The 24,950-nt window shown below is 68.9% G+C and carries 24 protein-coding genes and 1 pseudogene; 13 read left to right on the forward strand and 12 right to left on the reverse strand.

The features are described 5' to 3' along the window. The first annotated feature begins 16 nt into the window (after positions 1–16). Positions 17–505 carry a hypothetical protein gene (locus ABD830_RS18280; RefSeq protein WP_344988564.1) on the forward strand — a complete coding sequence of 163 codons (489 nt, stop codon included), beginning with the start codon at positions 17–19 and terminating at the stop codon, positions 503–505. A gap of 54 nt (positions 506–559) precedes the next feature. Further along, positions 560–730, forward strand: coding sequence for a hypothetical protein (locus ABD830_RS18285; RefSeq protein WP_425567102.1), 171 nt, complete (start codon positions 560–562; stop codon positions 728–730). Between the two features lie 627 nt (positions 731–1,357). On the opposite strand, the gene ABD830_RS18290 is transcribed toward ABD830_RS18285, so the two are convergent. Continuing rightward, a complete protein-coding gene (locus tag ABD830_RS18290; RefSeq protein ID WP_344988566.1) occupies positions 1,358–2,677 on the reverse strand; it encodes a hypothetical protein in 1,320 nt (439 codons plus the stop codon). A gap of 474 nt (positions 2,678–3,151) precedes the next feature. Here ABD830_RS18290 and ABD830_RS18295 point away from each other — a divergent pair, with 474 nt between their 5' ends. The 4 genes from ABD830_RS18295 (at position 3,152) to ABD830_RS18310 (ending at position 7,322) form a co-directional block, all read left to right on the forward strand. Beyond that, positions 3,152–4,270: a sensor histidine kinase gene (locus ABD830_RS18295; RefSeq protein WP_344988568.1), complete on the forward strand. Its 1,119-nt coding sequence runs from the start codon at positions 3,152–3,154 to the stop codon at positions 4,268–4,270. Next, positions 4,263–5,360, forward strand: a complete 1,098-nt coding sequence (locus ABD830_RS18300; RefSeq protein WP_344988570.1) for a hypothetical protein — start codon at positions 4,263–4,265, stop codon at positions 5,358–5,360. Before ABD830_RS18295 ends, ABD830_RS18300 begins: the two co-directional genes overlap by 8 nt. After that, entirely contained in the window at positions 5,342–6,019 is a 678-nt protein-coding gene (locus ABD830_RS18305; protein WP_344988572.1) for a response regulator, read from the forward strand. Before ABD830_RS18300 ends, ABD830_RS18305 begins: the two co-directional genes overlap by 19 nt. Positions 6,020–6,206: 187 nt before the next feature. After that, a complete protein-coding gene (locus tag ABD830_RS18310) occupies positions 6,207–7,322 on the forward strand; it encodes an AfsR/SARP family transcriptional regulator (protein WP_344988574.1) in 1,116 nt (371 codons plus the stop codon). Here the strand turns inward: ABD830_RS18310 and ABD830_RS18315 are convergent. From ABD830_RS18315 to ABD830_RS18335, 5 genes are all read right to left on the reverse strand, one after another. Further along, positions 7,309–7,767, reverse strand: coding sequence for a hypothetical protein (locus tag ABD830_RS18315; RefSeq protein WP_344988576.1), 459 nt, complete (start codon positions 7,765–7,767; stop codon positions 7,309–7,311). The genes ABD830_RS18310 and ABD830_RS18315 overlap by 14 nt on opposite strands. A gap of 239 nt (positions 7,768–8,006) precedes the next feature. Further along, on the reverse strand, positions 8,007–8,945 hold the full coding sequence (locus tag ABD830_RS18320; RefSeq protein WP_344988578.1) for an FG-GAP repeat domain-containing protein: 939 nt from the start codon (positions 8,943–8,945) through the stop codon (positions 8,007–8,009). A gap of 165 nt (positions 8,946–9,110) precedes the next feature. Continuing rightward, the gene (locus tag ABD830_RS18325) at positions 9,111–9,563 is read right to left on the reverse strand and encodes a tyrosine-type recombinase/integrase (protein WP_344988724.1); all 453 of its coding nucleotides are present in this window, start codon (positions 9,561–9,563) and stop codon (positions 9,111–9,113) included. Positions 9,564–9,896: 333 nt separating this feature from the next. Continuing rightward, on the reverse strand, positions 9,897–10,415 hold the full coding sequence (locus ABD830_RS18330) for a tyrosine-type recombinase/integrase (RefSeq protein ID WP_344988580.1): 519 nt from the start codon (positions 10,413–10,415) through the stop codon (positions 9,897–9,899). Positions 10,416–10,606: 191 nt separating this feature from the next. Beyond that, positions 10,607–10,996 (reverse strand): hypothetical protein, encoded by a 390-nt coding sequence (locus ABD830_RS18335; RefSeq protein ID WP_344988582.1) that lies wholly within the window; start codon positions 10,994–10,996, stop codon positions 10,607–10,609. 1,050 nt (positions 10,997–12,046) lie between these two features. On the opposite strand from ABD830_RS18335, the gene ABD830_RS18340 reads away from it, so the two are divergent. The 3 genes and pseudogenes from ABD830_RS18340 to ABD830_RS18350 all read left to right on the forward strand — a co-directional run bounded on the left by ABD830_RS18340 (position 12,047) and on the right by ABD830_RS18350 (position 14,300). Next, the gene (locus tag ABD830_RS18340; protein WP_344988584.1) at positions 12,047–12,322 is read left to right on the forward strand and encodes a hypothetical protein; all 276 of its coding nucleotides are present in this window, start codon (positions 12,047–12,049) and stop codon (positions 12,320–12,322) included. After that, positions 12,304–13,522, forward strand: a pseudogene (locus tag ABD830_RS18345) (IS256 family transposase); the annotation flags it as partial. The gene ABD830_RS18340 and the pseudogene ABD830_RS18345, both read left to right, overlap by 19 nt. A gap of 619 nt (positions 13,523–14,141) precedes the next feature. Further along, positions 14,142–14,300: a hypothetical protein gene (locus tag ABD830_RS18350; protein ID WP_344988586.1), complete on the forward strand. Its 159-nt coding sequence runs from the start codon at positions 14,142–14,144 to the stop codon at positions 14,298–14,300. A gap of 17 nt (positions 14,301–14,317) precedes the next feature. On the opposite strand, the gene ABD830_RS18355 is transcribed toward ABD830_RS18350, so the two are convergent. From ABD830_RS18355 to ABD830_RS18375, 5 genes are all read right to left on the reverse strand, one after another. Further along, on the reverse strand, positions 14,318–15,106 hold the full coding sequence (locus ABD830_RS18355) for a class I SAM-dependent methyltransferase (RefSeq protein WP_344988588.1): 789 nt from the start codon (positions 15,104–15,106) through the stop codon (positions 14,318–14,320). A gap of 44 nt (positions 15,107–15,150) precedes the next feature. Further along, entirely contained in the window at positions 15,151–16,761 is a 1,611-nt protein-coding gene (locus tag ABD830_RS18360) for an ABC transporter permease (RefSeq protein WP_344988590.1), read from the reverse strand. Continuing rightward, complete coding sequence (locus ABD830_RS18365) at positions 16,758–17,690, reverse strand: ABC transporter ATP-binding protein (protein WP_344988591.1); 933 nt, start codon at positions 17,688–17,690, stop codon at positions 16,758–16,760. The genes ABD830_RS18360 and ABD830_RS18365 overlap by 4 nt, the downstream gene beginning before the upstream one ends. Positions 17,691–17,726: 36 nt before the next feature. Next, positions 17,727–18,377 carry a TetR/AcrR family transcriptional regulator gene (locus ABD830_RS18370; protein WP_344988592.1) on the reverse strand — a complete coding sequence of 217 codons (651 nt, stop codon included), beginning with the start codon at positions 18,375–18,377 and terminating at the stop codon, positions 17,727–17,729. Between the two features lie 502 nt (positions 18,378–18,879). Further along, positions 18,880–19,932 carry a twin-arginine translocation signal domain-containing protein gene (locus ABD830_RS18375; RefSeq protein WP_344988594.1) on the reverse strand — a complete coding sequence of 351 codons (1,053 nt, stop codon included), beginning with the start codon at positions 19,930–19,932 and terminating at the stop codon, positions 18,880–18,882. Between the two features lie 167 nt (positions 19,933–20,099). Here ABD830_RS18375 and ABD830_RS18380 point away from each other — a divergent pair, with 167 nt between their 5' ends. The 3 genes from ABD830_RS18380 (at position 20,100) to ABD830_RS18390 (ending at position 23,155) form a co-directional block, all read left to right on the forward strand. Next, positions 20,100–20,765 carry a response regulator transcription factor gene (locus tag ABD830_RS18380; protein ID WP_344988596.1) on the forward strand — a complete coding sequence of 222 codons (666 nt, stop codon included), beginning with the start codon at positions 20,100–20,102 and terminating at the stop codon, positions 20,763–20,765. Further along, positions 20,762–21,856, forward strand: a complete 1,095-nt coding sequence (locus ABD830_RS18385; RefSeq protein ID WP_344988598.1) for a sensor histidine kinase — start codon at positions 20,762–20,764, stop codon at positions 21,854–21,856. The genes ABD830_RS18380 and ABD830_RS18385 overlap by 4 nt, the downstream gene beginning before the upstream one ends. 489 nt (positions 21,857–22,345) lie before the next feature. After that, entirely contained in the window at positions 22,346–23,155 is an 810-nt protein-coding gene (locus ABD830_RS18390; protein ID WP_344988600.1) for a glycoside hydrolase family 12 protein, read from the forward strand. An 83-nt stretch (positions 23,156–23,238) separates the two neighbouring features. Here the strand turns inward: ABD830_RS18390 and ABD830_RS18395 are convergent, their stop codons facing one another. Further along, entirely contained in the window at positions 23,239–24,090 is an 852-nt protein-coding gene (locus ABD830_RS18395; RefSeq protein ID WP_344988602.1) for an NAD(P)H-binding protein, read from the reverse strand. A gap of 97 nt (positions 24,091–24,187) precedes the next feature. Here ABD830_RS18395 and ABD830_RS18400 point away from each other — a divergent pair, with 97 nt between their 5' ends. Next, the gene (locus ABD830_RS18400) at positions 24,188–24,937 is read left to right on the forward strand and encodes a helix-turn-helix transcriptional regulator (RefSeq protein WP_344988604.1); all 750 of its coding nucleotides are present in this window, start codon (positions 24,188–24,190) and stop codon (positions 24,935–24,937) included. Positions 24,938–24,950: the final 13 nt, after the last annotated feature.

The raw sequence follows: 24,950 nt of genomic DNA on the forward strand, positions 1-24,950 counted from the left end.
CAGGCAACATGACGGCATGACGGATCTCCGATGGGACGAGGTCAGGGAATTCTTCGATCCCGACTTGATGGGCGCATTGCCGAACCTCTTCGTCCCGGACGCCACCGTCGAGGACTGGCAGACCGTCCTGGACTTGGTCAGAACGCGTGGATGGCAGTGGCAGTACTCGCAAGGCGACACAGTGCTGCCGCTGCCTACCGCCGCCGAAGTGCTCGCGCGTCCACCCGAGGCCGAAACGGTGTCGCTGCGAGTCTGGCCTGCTCCAGGCGTGCTCGCGATCTTCCGGCTCATATCGGAGACCGAGATCGACTTCGACGTCAACCTTCGTGAACTACAAGGTCAAAAGGGGGTCGACACACTCTGCGACTTCCTTCGGGCGATCGGGAGCGAACTCGGCAAGCCGGTGCTGATGACCCCGGAAGGCGGAAGCCAAGAACACCCGGTCCTCGGCTTCGATCCCGTTGTCAGCAAGGTCATCCTGCTCGGGGATCCGGCACCCAACTGACCGCGACCGATCAGCGCGGCTTGACAAAACAGATTCCACAGAACCAAGCGCAGGGTGGTGGAACGCAGCCTGTCATGGGTGCTGCGCGCCCGCCGCAACATCCGCGACCATGAACGACTGCCCCAGAACAGCGAAGCCGTGATCACCTGGTCGGCGATCACCCAGATGACGCGCCGCCTCCCCCGCAGCGCCCACGCCGCCACGTCCCGGCGCAAGGTTTCGTGACCGCGCATTTGCGGGCTAGCGTGTCTCGCAACCCACCAGACGAGACAGGCCGATCCGCAGCCATACGGCCACGAAACCCCCTTGGTGAGCGCCTCGCATGGGATCTCGAACCGAGCACTGCCTGAACTGCGACGCACCGCTGCCCCCGCCTATCGGCCGCGGCGGACGGCCCCGCGAATACTGCTCCGGCGCCTGCCGGTGGACCTTTGGGCGAACACGCGCCAGGCGCAGGCGTCCGCTCGCCCAGCGCCACCAACGCCAGGACAACACCCGCAAGCAGCGCCGCCACCTGCGCACTGGACTGATCAGCGAGTATCGCAGAGCCTAACCGCCCTGCAAGGCAGGCCTCGGCGGAGGCCTTCGTGACCGTTTCTAGTCCGGGGAACTCGGCGCGGCAGAACGCCTCGAAACCTCCTCGCCGAAGCCCGCGCCCACGTCCCCTCCGGCCAAGGGGACCGAATTTGAGCGCAGGTGTCGATCCATCCGGCCGAGGCCCGTCCGTAGTCAGGTGACGGGATCCGCCCTTGCGAGCGGAACTACCGCTGCCGCACTACATGTTGTCCATTCAGAGCGTGGTCGTCCTTCCGCCGCTCTGCACGTCATCGGCGTGCCCTTGCGACCCTCACGTCATTTCAGGCCGTCAAGGAAGGTCTTGGCCACCTTCGTCAGCGCCGGTTGCGCGACTGCCGACTCGAAGAACGGTGCCCGGTAGCCGGCGGCGTCGAGGAGGCCGCCTCCGGTCGTGGTCCCCCGGAACGTGACCTCGACCGTCCGGGCGCCGACCAGAACCTTGATGAGGATCTCCTTCGTGGGAGGCGCGCTCTTGTCGTAAAGCTTGGTGGTGCTGGAGACCACGACGAATGCCTTCTCACCGAGTCCGGAGAGCTCCTGGCGGGGTTCGTAGTCAGTGTGGAAGCGATCGCCGGCGAGGCCGCCCCTGTCGTGGTAGCGGTCGTACTTCTTGGCATCGCGATCGAACTGGAACGTCGATCCGGTGTCGCCGCCACCCCAGTCGGCCACGTGAATGGCCAGCTCACCGCCGCGGGCGGTGAACTCCTGCCCAGGTCGATGCTTGACGACCTCCTTGACCGACCAGGTGCAGGTGGTCTGCTTGACGCTGCCGTCATGGGTGCTGACGGACGGTCCGCCGGCAGCGGGGAAGAACGCCGACTCGATCTGTTCGGCGGTGACGATGCCGCAGGGCCCGGCGAGTTTGACCTTGTCGGCACTCTTGACCATTTCCACGGTGATGAGCTCGGCAACCTTCCCGGCCGAGGCCCGCGTCTCGTCGCCGGAGGGGTACTTGGGGCCGGTCCTGTTGTCACCGCCGTAGGTGACCTTGATCAGCCAGGGCCCCTGCCGGACGAACACCTCCGTTTTGAGGCCGCTCCTCCCGATCGAGGTCTGGCTGTAGGAGGCGTCGCCATACTCCAGCGCCTTGAGCTCGCCGAACGCCGAGCCTGAGGTCCTGCCGTCGATCCGCTTGCCGTTCCGGACGTTGACTCGCCGCACGTGCATTTTCTTGTCCTGGTCGAAGCGGTCCGTGGCGTAACCGACGGCGCTGCGTGTCTCTGCGCTCTTGGCTTCCACGGAGATGCTCAGCGCGCGATAGCCGAGGACGCCGTCGCCGACGTCCATCTTGTTGTTTGTCCAGCTGCAGGCCGCCCGCTTCTCGGTGTCGGTGGCGGCCCCAGTGGATGCGTCCTTCCCGCCATATTTCGCATCGGCCACCAGGCTTTTACGAAGATCGTCCGGTACGGCCGCGCAGAGCTGGTCACCGGTGATCGCCCGGAGTTTCACCGCCTCGGTGGTCTTCGCCTCCTTGGCCGTGGGCGACCGGGCCGGATTGCCCCGGCCGGAGGTCGGGGTCGCGGGCGGGCCGGCTTTGTCACGGCCCAGGAGCAGCCAGCCCCCTGCCAGTCCGCCGATCAGGACGACGCCGAGCACGACGACGACGGCGATCAGCGGCTCTTTGCCCCCGCTGCCATTGCCGTTTCGCTGGGGAGGAGTCCACTGCCCTCCGGGTCCGCCTTGCGGGTGGCGCGGCTGCCCACCGGGACCGGGAGGCCACCCTACGTCCGGTCCTGTCCCGCCTGGTGCCGGTCCGCCCTGCGCGGGGGGCGGAAAGCTGCCGGAAGGCCACGCCTGCCCGCGGTTCCGGCCGGCCGGATATCCGGGCGCGCCGGATCCGTGGGATGGCGGGTAAGGGGTGGGCATCGGCGAACCTCCAGAGCGGGCGAGCCTGCCACCCCTGACATGGCAGGCATACGGTGAGAAGCCTTCGCCCCTTGCGCACCCTGGATGCGAGCCTACGGATGGCGGGAACGCAGGTGTGTCAGGTGAACGCCCTTCACCGTGATTACGGTTCGGTCAATCGCTAGGCTTTCGTCCGAACGAAATCGGCGGGAGCGAGGTTGCAAGGTGGCTCAGGAGGCAGCGCGGCTGCTGGTCCGCTTCGGCCGCCGGTACGCGGCCGTCGTGCGCCTGGTGACGCTGGTTCCGATCTGCGTGATCGCGCTGTTCCGCTCCGCTCCCGAGAATCTGGCGCCCACTGTCGTCGTCGTCGCCGTCGCGGCGGTCTGGACCTGCGGCTATGCGTGGTGGCTCGACAAGGGCAGGGGGAACGTCCCGGTCCTCCTCGACGTCCTCGCCCTGCTGGGGCTGTCCGCGTGCGTCGGATGGACAAGCGCGGTTGAGGACACCAACACAGGCTGGCTGCGCCTGCTGGTCCTCTTCATGTGCGTCACCTGCCAGTGGCATACGCCGGTGCTGGTGGGTGCCGCCGCGGCGCTGGCAGCTGGGGGCGGGACGGTGGTCGCCGTCGCCGCGGCAGGCGCGGACGCCAGCGTGATCCGAGGGCTGCTGTGGGCGCCGGTGGCGGCTGCGCTTTCCCGGATGGTCTGGACACTCCTGCGGCGGGCTGCCCACGAGGCCGACCTGACGGCCGCCGAGGCCGCGCGGGCGCGCGGCCAATCGCTCCTGGCGGCTGCCGCCCGCGCCGAGGAACGCGAGTTCGCCAACGCCCTGCACGACACGGCGGCGACGACCCTGCTGATGGTCGGTATCGGACAGGTGCGCTCCAACGCCGGCTGGCTGGCCGCTCAGGCCCGCCGGGATCTCGACAGACTCGGCTCGGGTTACAGCCCGGCCCTCCCGCACGCCGATGTCGTGGGCCTGCTGCGCGCCGACCTCGACGCGGTGCCGCTGACTGTGGAGTTCGACGCCCCAAAGGAGTTGCGCCTGCCGTACGACGTCGCGCGCGCGATCGCCGATGCGGTTGGAGAGGCGCTCACCAACGTGCGCCGGCACGCGGATACGACTCGGGCGACCATACGACTGTGTGGCGACTCGCGAGCGCTTCGACTCGACATCGCCGACCAGGGAAGGGGATTCTCCCCCGCGGAAGTGCCGGCCACCAGGTACGGCTTGCGAGAGTCCGTACATGGCAGGATGACCCGCATCGGTGGCACGGCCACGATCACGTCTGCTCCCGGCGAGGGCACCCTGGTACTGCTGGAATGGCGCGCTGGTGATGGCTGACATATTCGAGGCCGCGTTACGGCACGGCCTGCGGATCGCGACACTGCTCGCCGCCTCGGTGATCGTGTTCGGGCTCGGGATGGCGAACCTGCTGCGCCACCTGGACCGCTACGAGCCCGCGCTCGCACAGTTCGGCGCCATGGCCGCCCTCGGGGCCGTACTCGCGGGTGAGGTGGCCCTGCTCGTCCGGGGAAGATCGTGGCACCGGCTCCGCCAGCCCGCCATCACCGTCGTGCTCGGCGCGTCGGCCCTGTCATACGCGGCCCTGCCGGATAGACGCACCTCAACCGAGATCGACTGGGTGTTCGGCGCCGCCAACTGGGTGGGCGTCGTCGTCCTGCTCGATCGGCCGCTGCGCGCCTGCGTGGCGTTCCTGCTGGCCCACGAGCTCACTGCCCTGCTGCATCTGCTCGTGTTCGATCAGGCCACGCAGCGGGCGCTGGCCCGGTTCGCCACCGGTTCGGTGAGCGTGGTGGGCTTCCCGTTGTGCGTGGCGGTGATGGCGGCGATCCTGCACCGTCTCGGGGCGATGGCGGCGGCCGCGCACCTGGAGATCGAGCGGCTACGGGCCTCCGAAGCCGGTACGGCAGAGGCGCACCGGCGCAGGCTGCAGCGGTACGGGGAGCTGTCGGTGGCCACGATTCCGCTGTTGGAAGGGCTCGCCGACGGCTCGCTCGACCCCGAGGATCCGCAGGTTCAGCGACGCTGCGCGATTGAGGCGTCCCGGATGCGGCGGCTGTTCGCCGAGGCCGACTCCGTCGCCGACCCCCTGCTGCACGAGCTGCGCCACTGCGCCGACGTGGCCGACCGCAAGGGTGTCGCGGTGGAACTGGACGCCCGAGGCCAGTGGCCGGTGCCGCCCGTGTCCGTACGGCGCGATCTGACCGAGGCGGTCCTGACTGTGCTCGCCACAGCCGCCTCACGGGCACGGGTCACCGTCGTGGGCGACGTGGACCTGGTGTCGGTGAGCGTCGTCGCAGACTGCGACGAGGTGACAGCGCCGAACCCGGTCTCAACCGGTGTCCGGGTTGAGGCGTTGCACCACGACGACATGGTCTGGATGGAGGCCCGATGGCAGCCGACGAACTGATCACTGCCGTGATCGTCGACGATCACGCGGCCATCGCCGCCGGAGTCGGAAGCTGGTGTGCCCGCGCCGTACCGCCCATCGACCTCATCGACGCCGGAGACCGGCTCGCCAACGTCTGGACCGGGCCGGGCGCCGCCGCCGATGTTGTGATCTTCGATCTGGAGCTGGTGCCCGGCCTGCCGAACTTCGGGGAGCTTCGCAGACTGGTCGACAGCGGCAGGCGCGTGATCGTGTATTCCCAGCACACAGAAGACGCCATCGCCATCAAGTGCGTCGATATCGGCGCACTCGCCTACCTGACCAAGCGGGAGGGGCCGGAGCACTTGGTTCCCGCCATCCAGGCGGCCGCGCAGGGCGAGCCGTACACCCCGCCGTCACTGTCCGGGGCGTTCATCGCGGACACCGCCGCCGACCGGCCGCGGCTGTCCCAGCGCGAGGTCGAGGTACTGCGGGCGTGGTTCGTCTCCTCCTCGAAGGAGCTTGTCGCGGCCAAGCTCAACATCGCCGTCAAGACCGTCGACACCTACATCGCACGTGTACGGGTCAAGTACGCCAATGTGGGACGGGCTGCCCGTACCAAGAGCGAACTCGTCGGCCGCGCCCTCGACGACGGACTCATCACGCTCGCCGAGCTCAACCAGACGGAGACCTCGTTGTAGGGCATTCGCCGGACATCGGTATGCCCGATGCCTCCCTAGAGTGGTGATCAGCCGCAGCTGGCCGCCTGCGCCGGCTCACCGTCGAAGCGGACATCCGGGCTGGCCTGCTCCCACGAGCGGACGTCTCCTTTCCCGCTCCCGGCACAGAGATTCGCGTCGGCCATCCGAAATGACAGGGGGAGTTCTGATGGGACTGGAGATCAAAATCCTGGGGCCGTGGGAGATCACGGCGAACGGCGAGCCGGCCGTGCTGGCCGGTCAGCGACGAGTGGGGGTCCTGACCAGGTTGGCGCTGAGCACCGGGAAGCCGGTTCCCGCGGAACAACTGCTTGCCCAGGTATGGGGCGAGAGCACTGCGACGACGGCGCGTAAGCAGCTGCACATCGTGGTGTCGAAACTTCGCGGCTTGCTCTCACCGCACCAGGACGACGCAGTCATCGCGACCGTCTCCGGCGGGTACCAGTTGAATCTCCCCCGCGAGCGCATCGACGCCCACCAGTTCTCGATTCTGGCCCGACGGGCACGTGCCGCGAGGGCACAGGGCGAGATCGCGACGGCGGACGAGCTGTTCCACCGGGCTCTGGACCTGTGGCGGGGCGACGCGCTGGCCGGCATCACCGCCTCGTGGGCCCAGGTCGAGTCCGATCGCCTGGAAGAGGAGCGCCTGACCACACTGGAGGACCATGTCGACCTGCGCCTGGCAGCCGGTGACCATCACAGGGTCGTCCCGGTGCTCATCGCCCACGTCGAGGCCAATCCGCTGCGGGAACGTCCGCGCGCCCAGCTGATGCTGGCGCTGTACCGAGCCTCGCGCCCCTCGGAAGCGCTCGACGTGTACCGGAAGACGCGCCGCATCATGGCCGATGAGCTGGGTATCGAACCAGGAGCGGCACTGCGCCGGCTGCAGCAGGCGGTGCTCCGGCGAGATCCCGCACTCGACCTCGCCCCTCCGGCACAGCGCGCCACGCTCACCCCCGCCGGCATCCGGGAGCTCACCGCCCGCGCCACGGAGATCGCCTGGCTGCACAGAACGCTCACCGATACCCAGCCCGGGCCGCCCGCCGTCGCCGCGGTGCACGGTCCCGGCGGGTGGGCAAATCCGCGCTGGCTGTCCATGTCGGGCACGCCGTCGCCGATCGCTTCGCCGACGACGTCCTCTACGTCGACCTGCGCGCCGCCGCCGCCGGACTCCAGCCACTGTCGCCGTTCGAGGCCCTCGGCTGGCTGCTGCGCTCGCTCGGGCTTGACGGCGCCGCCATACTGCCCACCTTGGACGAGGCCGCTGCTCGCTATCGCTCGCTGACCTCGACGCGCAATCTGGTGGTCGTCCTCGATGACGCGCTCGACGTCGGCCAGGTCAGGCCTCTCATTCCCGCCGGGCCCGCGTGCACGGTCATCATCACCAGCCGCCAGATCATGGCCTCGCTCGACAGCACGAGCCATCTGCGACTGACCGGCTTGACCACGCCGACGCCACCGCGCTGTTCCTGCGCATCGCAGATCCCGGCCGGATCCGTGGCGAGCCGGAAGCGGCGCAGCAGATCGTCCAGCAGTGCGGCGGCCTCCCCCTCGCGCTCCGCATCTCGGCGGCACGCCTGGGCGCCTGGCCCGATCGGAGACTGTCCTGTCTGGCCGATCAGCTCACAGACCCCGACCGCCGCCTCGACGCCCTCGAACATGCCGATCTGGCCATCCGCGACGGCATCGCGATCAGCCTCCAGCACCTCCTGAGCGAACCCGCTAGTCATGACGCCTCCCACGTGTTCCTCATACTCGGGGTGCTGGAAACCCGCATCCACGCGGCGGCCGGGACGTCCGCCCTCACCGGCTGGCCGGAACGCAGGGCGGAAGCCGCGCTCAACGACCTCCTGGATGCCGGTCTCCTCGAGTCCGCCGGGCCCCGATCGCTATCGGATGCACGACCTGATCCGCCTCCGCTCCCGCGAGCAGGCCGCCCGCCACCTACGGTGGGTTCGCGGGAAGGCCCTCAGAAGTACGGTGTCCAGCCGGCGCTGATGGCGGTGGCCGGGCTGAACTTGTTGCCGCCCTTACCGTTCCAGACGGTCAGCGTTCCGGTGGCGGCCGAGAAGAGGTCGCCCACGCCATCGGCGTTGAAGTCCGGGGTGGCCGATGCACTCATCCCGGCGCCGTGCGGGTTCTGCGCGTGGGTGAGGGTCTCCCAGCCCAGGAAGTGTGACACCCCGGCGGGGCGGTTCTGCTCGACCCATCGCTCGGCGTCGGGAATGTCGTATCCGAGACGATGGTGCAGCGCGTTGTAGCCGATCTCGAAGTGGTCCCCAAGGCCCTTGGTGACCTTTCCGCCGCACAGCCACGACGGCACCGTCCCGCCCAGCTCCAGGCGCGCGTGGAAGTCCATCGCGAACCGCAGCCGGTGCTTGGCCGTGGCGTACAGGTCCACACCCTGGTTGCGGGCCGTCTCCGCGACGTGGGGGATGGCCGCGAGACCCCATCCGGTGTGCCAGAAGTCACGGCAGGTCTCCTGGGCCAGCCCGTCCACGAACGTGGTCTGCCCCTTCCAATAGTCGATGATCTCGGCTTTGGTGTCGTACTTGCTGCTCGGCGGCGCCTTGGGGTTCGAGCCGTCCGTCTTGAGGTAGATGTAGGCGGGCAGCCTGCCGCGCCAGGTCGTGATCGCCCGATCGAAGGAGGCACGGTCGTCCAGGTGCACGGCGATGCCGATGGCGGCGTCCGTCGTGATCAGTTCCCAGTTGCCGTTGTTGTTGGGCCTTCCGGCGATCATGGTCGGCAGGTACACGGTGCGCAGCTTGCCGGCGAACCGGCCGGCCTGCGTCCACCCGGTGTAGGTGTGCTTGATCAGCTCGGCGGCGCGGGAGAAGTTGGCACTCGCCCAGCCGGTCTGCAGCGGCGCGTTGTCCCGGTGTGTTTGGTGATCACGGCTGACCACGCGTCCATGATCTGGATCGCCTTCTCGGCGTAGCGGGACTTTTATTCCGTAGGTTCCGGGCTCGAGCCCCGGGCGCCCTACCACTCTGGCCTGCGGCTTCTTCCTGTGCGGGAAGGTTTCTTGCTGATCGTGAGACACATATGGGTCATACCTGGGTCACAGGTGTCAGGCCGCCAGCTTGCGGGTCTTCCGAGCGGTCTTGCGGATGCTGGACAGGACTAGCCGCGCGATGGCCTGGGCGGACTGGTGATACACGTCCGGCAGCACCGATGTGTAGATGTCTGAGGTCACCACGATGCTGCCGTGCCCCAGAGTGCCCTGCACCACCCGCAGATCCGAGCCCGAGGCCAGGGTGAGAGTTGCCGTACCGTGCCGCAGGTCATGCAGCCGAATCGGTGGCAAGTCGCTGGCTCGTACCAGCTGGTGGAACCGGACGGTGAGGTAGTACGGGCGCATCGGGGACCCGTCGACACGGGCAAAGACCGGCCCGGATTCGTTCCAGGCGTCGCCCAGCAACTGTCGTTGGGCCCGCTCGTAGCGGCGCAGTAGCCGAACCGTCTCTGGGTCCAGCCCGACGATCCGTCGGCTGGCAGCGGTTTTCGGTGGGCAGGCGATCAGCCCGTCGTCGGTGTGGCACCAGCTGCCGGCTCACGGTGAGCTCCCGCCGGTCGAGGTCCAGGTCCACCCAGCACAGACCGGCTGCCTCGCCGCGGCGCAGGCCACGCAACGCGATCAGCTGCCACAGCGGATCCAGCGGATCGCCGCAGGCGAAGGCAAGGAACTCGGCCAACTGCTCGGCGGTCCACACCGCCACCGCGGGCCGCTCGCCACTCCGCCGCCATGCGGCGACCCGGCGCTCGGTCCACACCTGTGGATACGGCTGGCGCGGTGCGGGCAGCCGGATCATCCGCGCCGGGTTGGATGCGATCAGGCCCTCACGAACCGCGGCGTTCAACGCCGCGCGCAGCGTCGCCCGGATCCGGTGCAGGGCAGCGTCGCCCGGATCCGGTGCAGGGTGGAGGACGCGATCGGCTCCCCATACCGGTTGCGCCGTTTGGCCAAGACGGCGAACATCCGCGCGATGTCGCGGACGGCCAGCTCAGCCAGCTCAATCCGACCCAGATACGGGATCAGATACAGCCGCACGTGATCGGCATAGGTCTCGCGAGTGCTGGACCGTAGCTGGTGCTGCGTCCCCAGCCAGTGACGTAGCCACCGCGCCAGCGTGTACCCCATGGACACAGGATCGTTCTGGTCGGCCGCGATGATCGCGCGGCCCGCCTGGCAGGCCTGCTCAGCAGTCGCGAAGCCGCCACGCCGCAGCCGCTCGCGGCACCGGCCGCACCAGTCCCGGTACCAGCGTCCCCCGGACATCGCAACACAGTCCTCCCGCAACGTGACCGACCTCAACGACCTGCGATCCATCAGCCGAAACCGGTAGTTGCCGGCATGAACAGCGAATACCACCACGTCGCTTAACCGGAGCTCAGGGCACGTAACTCAATATTCGAGCGATACAGGACGTTTCCCGACAAAAATTGATGAAGGGACTTTCTCCTGCGCCCACGAAGGATTGGACATCCATTTATGTCTTGGGTGGATGAGACGCGGGCCGACCCCCCCGCGCGCCTGCACGGCGTGCGAGGGAGTCGGGAAGTTGGTCAGGTGGTGATTGTCCTGCTGCCGCGACCCACCCAAGTGCCGCGCTCGCCCCAGTACGACTTGGCGGTCACAGTGAGGCTGGTGTTCTCCGAGACGTAGCTGCTGTTCAGGTATATGCACGTGCCGCCCGGGTGGCCGTAGTAGTCGTTCTTGTCCGTGACAGTGACCGACCTACCGCCGCCGGTGGGAGTAATCGTCGCTGTAACCTGGCGGGCGCCCTCGGAGTCGTACGCCCGCACGCAGAACTTGTTCGTGCTGTCGCTGTAGGAGATGACGCCGTCGCTGAAGGTCCACGAGAGGTCACTCGCCATTGCCGGCTGCGCCATCGCAACACTTGATGCGACCAAGGCAGCGCCGACCACAGCGGTCTTGAGCAGATTCTTCATCATGTTTTCCTTCCGTCCGGACGGATCCTGATACCGCCCGAAACGGAGCCTGCGTCAAGGCCGAGTCCGACGAAAGGTGTCCTGAGCACAGTTCGCCGACTGGTCGCGCAAACGTTGATCTCCAGCCGCCGGTTCGTCGAAAATCTAGCCGCCGACTAGCGATGCCCTAGCGCCCCGCTAGCGCGGCGACCACTGCGCCTGCCGAAAACTCTCTCCAGTCAGGTCAAGCGGCACGTTACCCGTCGAGCACTTCGCTGAGCCTGTCTTGTCGGCGCGTCGACGAATCACTCCGGATCAGCAATCGGATCGGGTACCGGTAAACGGCGACACTCAGGCCGGCCGTTGATAGCACACCGGATCCGGCGGGTACGGATCAAGCCGTCACAGATGGCTAATTGAATGTAAAGTTAGAATGGTCAAGGTATGCCATCCGACCCGTGGTTGCTCGTTGGATGCTCATCGGCACCGGATATGGCATGGCACCGGGCGGCATTCTTGGGCAATTTGAAGGCGGCATTCGCGGACAGAGTGGCACTTTGAGCTATGCGTAGCGCGGCACGGCTCGGCATAACTTTTAATCCGTAGGTTCCGGGTTCGAGCCCCGGGCGCCCTACCACTCCACAGCCCATCTGACCTGCAATTTCTCGATTCTGGCGGGCATTGCGCGAGGCCGAGATGCGGGGATGGTTGCTCGCCGGCTGCTCGCGGGCACGGATTGGGCACATGCGACCAGGGCCGGTAGATCGTTCGGGCGTCCAGCGTCTGAGCAGACCTCTCAGAAGGTCAAGAGAAGACCAAAGCGGAAGGCCCCATCCGGCCGAAGCGTCCGCCTTTTGGCACGCCGCGTAAAGCGCCGACCAAGGGCAGGGCGTCCCTCTGGCTAACGGATTCTCGTCAAGCTGCAGCGCGGCAAGAGGGACGCTGGGCGCCGTGGTGAGCTGCAGGGCAAACGTTGATCAAGGCACGTCATGAAGGGCACTGTCCTGCGGGATCTAAGGGCTCCTTGCCTCCACAGTGGCTCCGTTCTGATCTCCTCACCGGAACGGATCACACTTGTTCCCTCGTATCGCATTGGCGGCCACCGCCCTCACCGCCCTCACCGCCCTCCTGGCAGCTTCGCCAGCTGCCGCGAATTCCTCTGACGGCTGGCAGGATGACGCCGGCTGGGGTTCGGTCACGCTCTCGGCCGACCGCAAGCACATCACAGTCTGCGACCTAAGCCGTGACGGCCGCGCCGTCCGGGTCGAATATGCCACCACATACCTGCAGAACTGGACCGTGGTCGACTCCAACGGCGCCCGTTGGGGCTGCAGATCGCTGCCTCGATGAAGGACGGCCTGCTCGCGCTGGCTGTTCAGTCCGGCCTGGCGGTGATGTTCGCGATACTCGAAGAAGACGTCACCTCCCTGTGCGGCCCACGAGGCAAGCACGACCCCGACCGAACCGCGGTCCGCCACGGCAGCGAGGCCGGATCGGTGGTGCTGGGCGGCCGCAAGGCTGCCGATCCGCCGCCCACGGGTCCGCACCGCCGACGGCACCGGCGAGGTCGCCATCTCGGCCTATGAGCTGTTCTCCTCCACCGAGATCCTCGACGAGATGGCGCTGGGCAAGATGCTCGGCAAGCTGTCCACCCGCCGCTACCAGCTGGGCCTGGAACCAGTCGGCGCCACCGTCGAGCATGCCTCCACCGGCACCTCCAAGTCAGCGATCTCCCGACGGTTCGTCGCCGCCACCGAGCGCGCCCTGGCCGAGATGATGTCGGCTGACCTGTCACATCTGGAGTTGGCCGCGCTGATGCTGGACGGGGTGCATTTCGGCGAGCACACCTGCATCGTGGCGCTCGGGATCGGCATCGACGGCACCAAACACCCCCTCGCACTGGTCGAGGGCTCGACCGAGAACGCCACGCTGGCCCGTGAGCTGATCGTCGGCCTGCGTGAGCGCGGCCTGGACGTCACGCGCCCCATCCTGGTCGTGCTGGACGGCTCCAAGGCGCTGCGCCGGGCGGTGCTGGATGTGTTCGACCACCCGGTGATTCAGCGCTGCCAACTCCACAAGATCAGAAATGTCCGGGACAAGCTTCCCGAGAAACTGCGCCCGGTGGCTGAGAAGCGGATGCGCGAGGCCTACCACGCCGACACTCCGCTCGTCGCCGAGGCCAAGCTCGCCGCCCTGGCCGCCGAACTGGACAAGAAGTACCCCGGTGCGACCGCCTCATTGCGGGAGGGGATGGACGAGACGCTGACCGTCCTGCGACTGGACGTGCCGCCGACCCTGGCCCGCTCGCTGCGCTCGACCAATCCCATCGAGTCGATGATCTCGATCTGCCGCGACCACGCCGCCAACGTCAAGAACTGGAAGGACGGCATGATGGCGCTGCGCTGGTGCGCGGCCGGCATGGCCGAGGCCACCAAGCAGTTCCGCCGCGTCAACGGCTTCCTGCACCTGCCCAAACTCCGCACCGCGCTTGACCGGCACGTCGCAGCCCAGAAACCGACCTCGAACTGCTACAACGAGAACGTCGCCTAACAGCGGGACCGCCAATCAAGTTCCACGAACGTCGGGACATCCTCTGCACACCTCCTCGAATTCCTTATGCCACCGGTCCAGATCCTCGCGTGTCACGGCCTCGGCATACTCAACGCGTTCAGGCATTCACATACCGTTGCACCCTGTCGTGGGCTTACGCAGCCGAACCGACGAGGCCGGACCGCGATCTAGCGGAGTAGTACTAGATCTCAGCACAGCATCCACAATCTCGATCGCAAGGTTCTCCCCAGTTTTTGGGATCAGCAGATCGGGACGTTTGCTTTTGCGACGGCGGCCACGTGGGCCGGATGGGTGAGCTGTGGATGGTGGCCGGTTCCGGGATGACGGTCACCCGGGCGTCGAGGGTGGCGTCGATCAGCGGATCGAATTCGCCGGTGACGAGGCGAACCGGCACCGGGCAGGTGGCGGCCAGTGTCCGTACCTCGGCGCGTTCGCTGTGCCGTTGTGCTCGGTCGAGCCACCGCGCGGTCGCGCGTGCTCGACCCCGAGGTGAAGCTGACCGTCGACACCCCCGGCGGCGTGGTCGTCGCCCTTGGCGCCACCGAGATCGCAGGCCGCGCGCAGCTGTTCTCCGGCTCGGCCGCGCGGGGGGCGGGCGGTGCTGGTCAACGGCCTGCCCGGGATGCTCTCCTGGCGCGAGGACGGCACTCCACTATCGGTCCTCATGTTCACCGTCGCCGCCGGGCGGATCACGGACATCGCGGCTCTGGTCGACCCGGCCCGGCTGGCGGCGATGGACCTGCCCGACCCGGCGTGAGTCGACGGCCGGAATCATCAGAAACGATAGTGCGCGACCGTGGTGCCCAGCCTGGAGAAGGCCGCGCTGAGCGCCGACAGGCGGGTCCACAGGCGCAGGGCCGTCGGGAACTGGTCGACCTCGGGCTCCCGGGTGAGCAGGATGTGCCGGATCAGGGTCAGTTGCGGGTTCCACCGTACGGGGTCGAGGCGGTCGAAGCCGCAGGACTTGAAGAGCGGGACCAGGAACCGGCTGCCGGAGTAGTGTTTCGCGGCCCAGACGGTGAATCGGGTGTAGACGTTGAATGCGATCTCCCCGCTGGGAAAGTGGCTGGTGAGACGGTCCAGCAGGATGATCATCTCTTCCTGGGAGAGGAAGGGCAGCACGCCGTCGGCGACGATCACGGCGGGGCGGTCGGCGGGGAGCGCCTCCAGCCAGCCGGGCTCGGTCAGGTCCGCGCCGATCGTGTGCGTGTGCGGCCGATCGGGGATGACCCGGTGCCGGGCGTCCACGACTTCGGGGAAGTCGACGTCGTACCAGTCCGCTGTGGGCGGCGGGTCGATGCGGAGGGCCCGGCTGTCGAGGCCGGCCCCCAGGTCGATGCCGATCGCGTCGGGGTGGCGGGCCATGAACTGCTGGGCCACCTCGTCCAGCTTCTTGGCGCGCTGGGCGACGTCGATGGCCGAGGCCGCGCTCCAGCGGGTTTTCCGGTGGTCGTATCCGGTCTTGCGAACGATCTCGTAGGCCCTCCGGTCGCCGAGTATGGGGCGTGGCAGGCGGCTGTCGAGCGCCCGGCCGCACAGCGTCACCCACAGGGTTTCCTGCAACGGGGTCAGGGTAGGAAGGGTCACTCCCATGATGTCCTCCAGGCTCAGGTGGTGGGCATGTCGCGTCGGGTGAATCCGGCCAGGCCGGCCGCGACGAGGGCCGCCGCGACGACGGTCATGACGATCAGTGGCGTGGCCGTCATGACCCCGCCGGGAAGTTTCGGTACGTGCTCGAAGACCGACAGGTTGATGACCCACTGGTCGAGCTGCAACTCCAGGCCGACCCACCCGAACAGCATGCTCACCATGGCCACGGCGAACGTGCCGGCGACCAGCCGGGGCAGCAGCCCGAACAGGGCGAACGCGAGCCCGGTGAACACCCACACCGCAGGGAGCTGCACGAGAGCGGCGGCCAGAAGGCGGGACAGCTCACGGGCGACGTCACCGGTGGTGAGGCCGTGCGCCAGACCGGCGGCCGTCCCGAAGGCGATCAACCCGAGCGCCGGGCCGAGCAGTATGAACGCGAAGTGGCTGCCCGCCCAGCGCAGCCGGCGCACCGGGGTGGCCAGCAGGGGCTCGGCCCGCCCGTCGCGCTCCTCGTTCCTGAGCAGCAGCGCGGCCTGGATGGCGAAGCCGGCGCTGACCAGGCCGAGCATGGTCATCATGGGGGCGAGGAACTGGTCTACGAGCGTGCCGGGACCGCCGAGCCGGGCCAGCGCCTCTCGGGCCGCGACGCCGCTGTTGTCCATCAGCGTCCCAAGGCTCGCCGACATCGCGCCGCCCACGAGCCCGACCACGGCAAGTCCGGCGATCCTGCTGATCAGGGGGCCGCGGTGCAGCCGCCAGGCGAGCGCCAGCGGGCTGCTCAGGCGAGGTCCGGCGGCGGCCGGGCCCAGGCGGGCCTGGAACATGCCGGCGCCGAGGTCGCGCCGCGCCGACAGCGCCACAGCCAGCACGATCAGCGCCAGCACTGCGCCGGCCGCGAGCGCGAGCACCCACCAGCGTTCGCCGCTGTAGGGCCGCAGCTCCTCCGCCCAGCCGAGCGGCGTCAGCCAGGACACCCAGGCGGGCCCGTCACCGGACTGCGCGGCGACGTCGCCGACACCGCGCAGCAGGATCGCGGTGCCGAGCGTGCTGATCCCGATAGCGCGCGCGCCGCCCGCGCCGGTCGTGAGCTGCCCTGTCACCGCGCCGATCGAGGCGAACGCGCAGCCGGCCACCGTGAACCCGAATCCGAGCGCCAGGGAGCCGGCGGCGGGCAGTCCCTGGCCGATCAGCGCCAGCGCCGAGGCCACGCCCAGAACGAGAGCGGCCCCGCAGGTGACGATCAGGGTGGCGGCTAGGTCGGCGTGCCGGGACACCGCGGTGGCCCCGACCAGTTCGCGCCGTCCGGCCTCCTCTTCCGTACGCGTGTGCCGGATGACCGTGAGCAGCGCGAACAGCGCGACCATGAACGTCACGAACCCCGACCGCCAGGCGACGAGCTCGCCGAGGCTGGAGCCGTTCAACACGCCGTAGGCGACGGTGAAGGCCCTGGTGTGGAGGCTGGTCTCGTAGTAGTGCTGGCGGGCCTCCGCCGTGGGGTACGCGCCGGTGAACGCGCCGACGAACACCACCGGGATCATGCAGATGAAGGCCACCCACAGCGGCAGCAGCACACGATCACGCCGCAGCACCAGGCGGATGAGCTTTCCCGTGCCGGCGAACGCGTTCATCGCCCTGCCTCCGCGCGCCGGCCCTTGACATTCGCGGTCGCGCGGTCGTAGTGCCGCAGGAACAGCTCCTCCAGCGTCGGAGGCCGGCTGACCAGGCTGCGCACGCCGGCCTGGGTGAGGTGGCGAAGTGCGAGGTCCAGCGCGGCGGCGTCGACGCTGAAGCGAACCCGGCCGCCGTCGGCGCGCAGGCCGTGCACGCCCGGCAGCCCGGCCAGCCCGTCCGGTGGGGCGGCCAGCTCGGCGTCGATGAAGGTGCGGGTGAGGTGCCGCAGCTCGGCCATGGTGCCGGTCTCAACGGTGCGGCCGTCGCGGATGATCGTGATCCGGTCGCACAGCGCCTCGACCTCGGAGAGGATGTGGCTGGACAGCAGCACCGTACGGTCACCCGCGCGCCGCACCTCCTGGACCGTCTGCCGGAAGATCTCCTCCATCAGCGGGTCCAGGCCGGAGGTGGGCTCGTCGAGGATGAGCAGCTCGGCGTCGGAGGCCAGCGCCGCGACCAGTGCCACCTTCTGGCGGTTGCCCTTGGAGTAGGTGCGGCCCTTCTTACGCGGGTCGAGGTCGAAGCGCTCGATCAGCTCGTCCCGGCGCCGCCGGTCGAGCCCGCCGCGCAGCCGGCCGAGCAGGTCGATGGCCTCACCGCCCGACAGGCCGGGCCACAGGGTGACGTCGCCGGGCACGTAGGCCAGGCGGCGGTGCAGCTCAGCGGTCTGTGTCCAGGGGTCGCCGCCGAGCAGCCTGGCGGTGCCCGCGTCGGGGCGCATCAGGCCCAGCAGGATCCGGATCGTGGTGCTCTTGCCCGCGCCGTTGGGCCCGAGGAAGCCGTGCACCTCGCCAGTCCGTACGACGAGGTCGAGGCCGTTCAGTGCCCGTGCCGGGCCGAACGACTTGACCAATCCGGCCATGGAAATGGCATCGGTCTTAGTCATCATGGGTGTCCTTGCGTGGTGGTGATGGGGAGAGGGCTAGAGATCGTCTCCCCGCTGGGCCTCCCAGGCGGTCTGGGCGGCTTTGAGCATGGTGTCGTCGGCGTACAAGCCGTGGGTGTAGATCTCGAGCATGGGCAGCCCGATGCGCTGCAGCACGTCGGGGCCCATCCGCTCGAAGCCGAGCGCGCGGGTCAGGGGCGGCGCCATGGTCAGCGTGGCCAGGCTCACCAGCACGGTGAGCACGGCCAGCGCCCGCACGTCGGAGGACTGGCGCATCGAGCCGCCGGCGATCCCGTCCCGGAAGAGCTGCTCGGTCTCCTCCACCAGCGTGTTGACGAACGTGGTGGCCGCGGAGGAGGCCTCCTCGATCGCGCGCACCATGTACTGCACATGGAGGCGGTACTCCTCCGAGTCCGACAGATACTCCTGGGACAGATCCCGCACGCTGACCAGGTCGGCCACGGTCCGGGCCCTCCGCACCAGGATCTGCAGGACGTGCTCGTCGCAGACGCTCCGCAGGTTGTCCTTGCTGCCGAAGTGCCGGATGACCAGGGCGGCGCTCACCCCCGCGGTGGCCGCGATGGCGCGCAGGTTCGTCTTCTGGAAGCCGTCGCGGGCGAAGTGCGCGATGGCGGCGTTACGGATCTTGGCCTGGGCGGTCAGATCCGCCAAAGGTGCTGAACACACGTTTACTATAGTAAACATGTGTTCAGGGCCGTGGCAACCGGGGTCAGAACGTGGTGAGGACGATCTTTCCGTGGGACGTCCCGTCGTTCGGGTGCCCGATGTGCTTCGGCGGCCTGGGCGAGCGGAAAGCATGTGCCCATCCGTGGCCGGATTGCGCCTGCCGAAAATTGCGCCCACCCAGCTCACGGGCATGTGGGCCGTGCATGGCGTGCGCGAGTTCTGTCCCTCAGTAGAGGGAGACGCATGGCGTGATGATCGATCGTGCTACTCCGCCTGGCCTATCTCGCCGTTACGAATGCCTTCGCCGCACTGCGATTGCTGTCAACGAGCGATTGGGACAAGGACGTCGAGATACTCGTCCTGCGCCATCAGATCACCGTGCTTGAACGGCAACTCGGCGCCGATGTCCGGGGGAGATTCACGCCGAGGAGCGGGCCGGATGGGACATCCTCACGTCCTCGCCGTCACACGCGAGGAGTTAGGCGCGCTCTTCCCGGCGCTGTCAGGCGCAGCTCACGGGAGGTGACGAGGGCAGGGAGATCGGCTGCTGCCGCCGGTACGCTTCCAGGTCGACGAGGTTCCCGTTGATCGCGTTGCGTCTCTGGAGCTCCGCCCAGTACGCCGGATCGAGGAAGATCGCGGGGTTCCACAGCGGCTGCGTCAGGTCCTTCAGCTGCCCCAGGTACAGGACGGCGTCGGCCAGCTTCCCCAGCGGGAAGCCACACAGCCGGGGCGCGTCCATGAACTGTCCCGCGTCGGCCGACTCCAGCCAGTTGCCGGAGCACGCGATCACGGTACGCCGTGGACAGGCCGCCAGGCGGGGATGGCTGCCGGCCACGATCACGTACACGCGCCGGCCGGTCTGCTCCTCGATCAGCGGGACCGCGTGGTCGGCGTTATGGCCCCGCTCCGGCGAGTGCGTCACGTGCCCGCTGCCGTAGCAGATCAGCGCCCGGCGGTTCCTGGCGAGCACCTCCCGCCGCACCAGGGACGCCATGTGGGTGTCACGCTGGGCGAGGAAGCCGTCCACCTGGTCCTGGGTGGTGATGCGTGACCAGTCGATGGGCGGGTCCCCGAGGAGCACCCGGATCCTCCGCGCGGCGGGCAGCGTCCAGTTGACGGCGCGGACCGTACGGAAGAACTGCTCACGGATCGGCTGGTCGCCGGTGCCCCCGGGCGACTGCGTGGTGTTCCGCCAGACCTGCCGCAACACGTGGTCCTCGACGGCCGCACCGGCGACGAACCGGTCGATGACCGGCTGGTAGAGCGCGTTGCCGAACTCGACGACGATGTCGTCGACCACGTCCGGCAGCCGCGGGTCCGTGAGCAGCATCTGCTGCGCGTCACCGTGTTCCTGCTGGCCGTGCGACTCGCCGACGGCGACGAGCCGGTGGTGTTCGAAGGCCGACAGGACGGCCTGGCTGAGGCCCCGTGCGGACACCTCGCCCGTGCCCTTCGAGCTGACCGTCGAGCTGGTCGTCAGCAGTCCGCCGGCTGCCGTACCGGCCCCGGTGACGGCGAGGAACCTGCGCCGGGTCAACTGCGGATCTGTCACGTCTCGTCCTTTCCGAAGGGGAATCACGGACGGTTGTACGGCACGGCCGGTGTCGGGCGGGTGTCAGCCGCTGACACCCGCCCGACACCCGATCCCTGGCATCGTGTCCGGTGACCGGACGCGGTGGACGGAACGGCGCCACCACCGGGGTGAGAAGGAGGACGGTCGTGCGAGTTCTGGTCGTCGAGGACTTCGAGGTTCTGGCGCGGGCGATCGGGACCGGGTTGCGGCGCGAGGGCATGGCGGTGGATGTCGTCCTCGATGGCGACGACGCTCTGGCCCGCCTGGCCGCCACCAGGTACGACGTGGTGGTGCTGGACCGCGATCTGCCGGGCACGCCCGGCGACGACGTGTGCCGCGACATCGCCGCCGGTGACGCGGGGTCGCGGGTGCTGATGCTCACCGCCGCGGGCACCGTACGGGACAGGGTCGAGGGTCTGGGGCTGGGCGCGGACGACTACCTGCCCAAGCCGTTCGACTTCGCCGAACTCGTGGCCCGCGTGCGCGCGCTGGGGCGCCGCTCGGCACCCGCCGTACCGCCGATCCTCCGGGCGGAGGACCTGATCCTGGACCCGAGCAGGCGGGTGGCCTTTCGCGGCGGGCGGCGCCTGGAGCTTACCCCGAAGGAGTTCGCGCTGCTGGAGTGCCTGCTCGCCGCCGGTGACCGGGTCGTGTCCACGGAGGAGCTGCTGGAACGGGTCTGGGACGAGGCCGCTGACCCGTTCACCACGGCCGTCAAGACGACCGTGCGCCGGTTACGGGCCAAACTCGGCGAACCACCGGTGATCGGCACCGTCCGTGAGGGCGGCTACCGCATCGGGGTCCCGCGATGAACCTGACGGTGACCGGCCGCGCCCGGCGCCACCTGCGACGGCCGTCCCTGCGCGCGCAGCTCACTACGCTGTACGCCGGACTGGTTCTGGCCGTCGTCGTCCCGATGATGCTGGTCGCCGGTTTCCTGTTCGGCAGGGACCAGGTCCGCCTCCGGGCCGGGGACGCCGCTCCACCGCCCGACACCTCCGCCCAGCAGGTCGACGCCGTGCTCACGGTCACCGGGATCATCGTCGTGGTCCTGACCGTGCTGGCTGCGTGGTGGCTGGCCGGGCGCTTCCTCCGCCCGCTGCGCGCCATGACCGTGACCGCCCGGGAGATCTCGGCCACCAACCTCAACCGTCGGCTCGGCCTGCGCGGCCCGGACGACGAGCTGACCAGGCTGGGGCGTACGCTCGACGACCTGTTCGAACGGCTGGACTCCTCGTTCGCGGCGCAGCGCCACTTCGTGGCCAACGCCTCCCACGAGCTGCGCACCCCGCTGGCCGGTCAGCGCGCCGTGCTCCAGGTCGCGCTCGCCGACTCCGAGGCGGGTGAGGCGAGCCTGCGGGCCGCTTGTGAGGAGGCACTCGCTCTCGGAGCGCGGCAGGAACGCCTGATCGGCGCCCTCCTCACGCTGGCCGAAGGAGAGAAGGGCATCGAGCACCGGGAGCTGGTCGACCTGGCCGAGGTCACCGAGCAGGTGGTGTCGTCGCGCCGCTCGGAGGCCGCTGGGCGAACGGTCACGGTTCGTACGTCGCTGGACCCCGCGCCGGTCAGCGGTGACCCCGACCTGATCGCCAGCATGATCGGCAACCTGGTCGACAACGCGCTCCACCACAACGTTCCCGACGGACACGTTATCATCGCCACCGGCCTCACCGGCGACCGCGCCCGCCTGACGATCGGCAACACCGGCCCGCCCATCCGGCCGCAGGACCTGCGGCGGCTCTTCCAGCCGTTCCAGCGGCTCGGCGCCCCACGCACCCACACGGCCGACGGCCACGGACTGGGCCTGGCGATCGTCCGGGCCGTCGCCGAGGCGCACGGCGCCCGGCTGACGGCCCTTCCACGCGCCAAGGGCGGCTTGGACGTGACGATAGTGTTCGACTGATCCCGGTTCGGGGCGGACGATCACGCGTCCCAGCCGAGCCTGTGGGTGCCGAATATCGTGTCGCCTCATGCGACCTGGGCGTACTCATGTAGGAGGCCGCCGAGCCGGTCTCGTCGGGAGACCTCGATGTCGGCGTCGACTGGATCGGGTAGCGCCCGTAGCGGGCTGGCCTGGTTCAGGGCTCGGTGCGGACGTTGCCTGTAAGTAGGTCTCGTACTCGGCGAGGACTTTGCGCAGGTGAGCACGCACAGAGCACGCAAGCGCTAGACGAAAATTCTAGAACGCATCCGATCCCGCGTAACCGCAGGTCAGAACATGATCAAAGCGCGCCCTGCAGGATTCGACCCTGCGACCGACGGATCAGAAGTCCGGGCCCACGGCTCAACAGGTCGGCGGCCGGGGTGAAACTTTCACGTCGACCCCGCCGTCCTTCACCGCTTGACGTGCGATGGTGAGGATTTCTTGCTCGCCGATGTTTCCCCTCGCCGGATGCCGGCTTACGGTGACCACACTTCCCGTCGGAACCGGTCCCGGCCGCGTCGACATCTCGTCGAAGCGCTTCGACGACCCAGATTCGACAGGCTGACAACAGCGGAAAGGGAGATCATGCTCAGGACGCTCCGCCTCTTCGTCTCGGCATCCATGCTCGTCGCGCTCATCGGGGCGCTCGCTCAGCCCGCCCAGGCCGCCGTCTGGTCCTCGACGGACCAGTGGGGCACGTGGACCAACGGCGGCTACACCCTTTACAACAACATCTGGGGCAGCGGTGCCGGCCCACAGACGATCTGGGCGAATTCGTACAGCAACTGGGGTGTCTGGGCCAACCACCCCAACACCGGGGGCGTCAAGTCCTACCCCAACGCCACGAAGAACGTGAACCGGCGGCTCAGCGCCCTCGGCAGCGCGACCAGCAGCTTCAACGTGACCGTCCCGAACGGCGGCGCCTACACCAGCGCGTACGACATCTGGTGCGACGGCCACACCTACGAGATCATGCTCTGGATGAACAAGTACGGCCCGGTGGGCCCGATCGGGTCGCGGCAGACGAGCGCGTCGGTGGGCGGCCACAGCTGGGACGTCTACCGCGGCTCCAACGGGTCCAACCAGGTGTTCTCCTTCGTGCGGCAGGGCAACGTCAACGCCGGGACCGTGGACATCAAGGCGATCCTGAACTGGCTCCGGTCCAGGAACTGGTTCGGTGACGTGACGCTCGGCGACGTCCAGTTCGGCTACGAGATCACGTCGTCCAGCGGCGGGATGGACTTCCGCACCAACAGCTTCTCAGTGTCGGCGAGCTGACCTCGGCCCTTGGGCGATCGCGCCGAGCGGCGTGACAGCGGAACACGCCGCTCGATGCGGCGACGGAACGCGCGTGAGGCGGCTCAGGCGGTGAAGGCGGCGCGGTGGTCGCGGGCCCAAGTGCCATACGTGCGGGGCGGGCGGCCCAGCACCTTCTCTGCGTCCGGGGTCAGCCGGGCGTTGCCGCCTCGCGCGACCAGCTCGGCGCCGTTGACGGCGGTGTCGGCGAACCCGGCGTCCTGTCCGGCGGCGAGCAGCCGCTGCCGGTAGAGCTCCAGCGGCACATCGACCGCCTCCAGGCCGCGACCGAGGACCTCGCCCAGACACGCCACCATGTCGGGGACGCTCAGCAGCTCCGGCCCCGTCAGTGTGAGCGCGCTGCCCGCGAGGTCACCGGACGTCAGCGCGCGCACGGCCACCTCGGCCACGTCACGCGGGTCGATGACACCCTGCGTGCCGGTGCCGGTCATGTTGGGAATCGGGTGCCCTGACCGGATCGGAGCGGCCCAGCGCAGGCTGTTGGAGGCGAAGCTGGAGGGACGCAGCACCGTCCATTCCATGCCGCTCGACCGCAGCGCTTCCTCGCCGGGAAGGTGCCAGTCCGTCACCTTGGAGTCGGGCCGCTCGCCGGTGCCGATGGCCGAGAGCTTCACCGCCTTCCGTACGCCCGCCGCCCGCGCGGCGGCGAGCATCGCCTCGTCGTGCCGGATGATCGCCGGGCCGGGGGCGCTGAGCAGGAACAGGGTGTCGGCTCCCGCCACCGCCTCCGCCAGGGACGCGGGGTCGTCGAAATCGCCTCGCACGGCCTCGACGCCGGGCAATGCGGGAACTCGGGAAGGCTCCCGGGCCATCGCCCGCACCCGCTCACCACGAGCCGACAGCAACCGGAGCGTTTCACCACCGATGGTGCCAGTAGCACCGGTAGCAAGGATCATGCGTCGCATGCTGTCAGCGCATCCGCCAGCGCCTATAGGAAGTTCCGGCACAACCGGCTCATATCAACCAGCCGGCAAGGGCGGTTAACGTGAGGCCATGAGCATCCCGCCCGGCAGGCTGCGACGCTGGATCGGCGACATCACCGTGTGGACGGACTTCGGGCCCGGCGATCGGCTGGTTCACGTCCCTGACGCCGACACCGCCCTGGTCGTGCGCCGGGCGCGGGACGGGCGCTGCGACCTGCTGGTGGCCGGGCCGCGTACGCGTGCTACGTACAACGCCGGCAAGGACATCCCGTTCAGCCTCCGGCTCCGGCTTCGGCCCGGCTCCACCCGGCTGCTGCTCGGCGTGCGAACGGGCGAGCTGGTCGACCGGGTGGTCGGTATCGGCGAGCTGTGGCCCGGCTCGGACGGCCTCGTGCTCCGGCTGGCCGAGGCAGGGACCGACGCAGGGCTCGTACTGAAACAGCTGGAGTCGGCGCTGCTGGCCCGGATCGCCGCCCGGACCCCGGCGGACCTGGCGCGGAGCGAGCTGGTACGTGCCGCGGCCAAGGCCCTGACCCGCCCTGCCGGCCCGGGACGGGAGCCGGTGCCCGCCATCGCGCGGCGGCTGGCCGTCAGCGAGCGTCATCTGCGCGGCCTGTTCGCCGACGACGTGGGGCTCCCGCCCAAGCGCTTCGAACGCATCACGCGCGTCCGCAGGGTGCTCGCGGACGGCCGTGCCTCCGGCTGGGCGGCGGCCGGCTACTACGACCAGTCGCACATGACGGCCGACTTCCGCGCCATGATGGGCGTGACTCCCGGCGCCTTCTTCGCCGGCCGCCTCCCGGCCCTTCAGCCTTGCTAAGCTGACAGTTAGT

Source organism: Nonomuraea helvata, assembly GCF_039535785.1.
GTDB lineage: Bacteria > Actinomycetota > Actinomycetes > Streptosporangiales > Streptosporangiaceae > Nonomuraea > Nonomuraea helvata.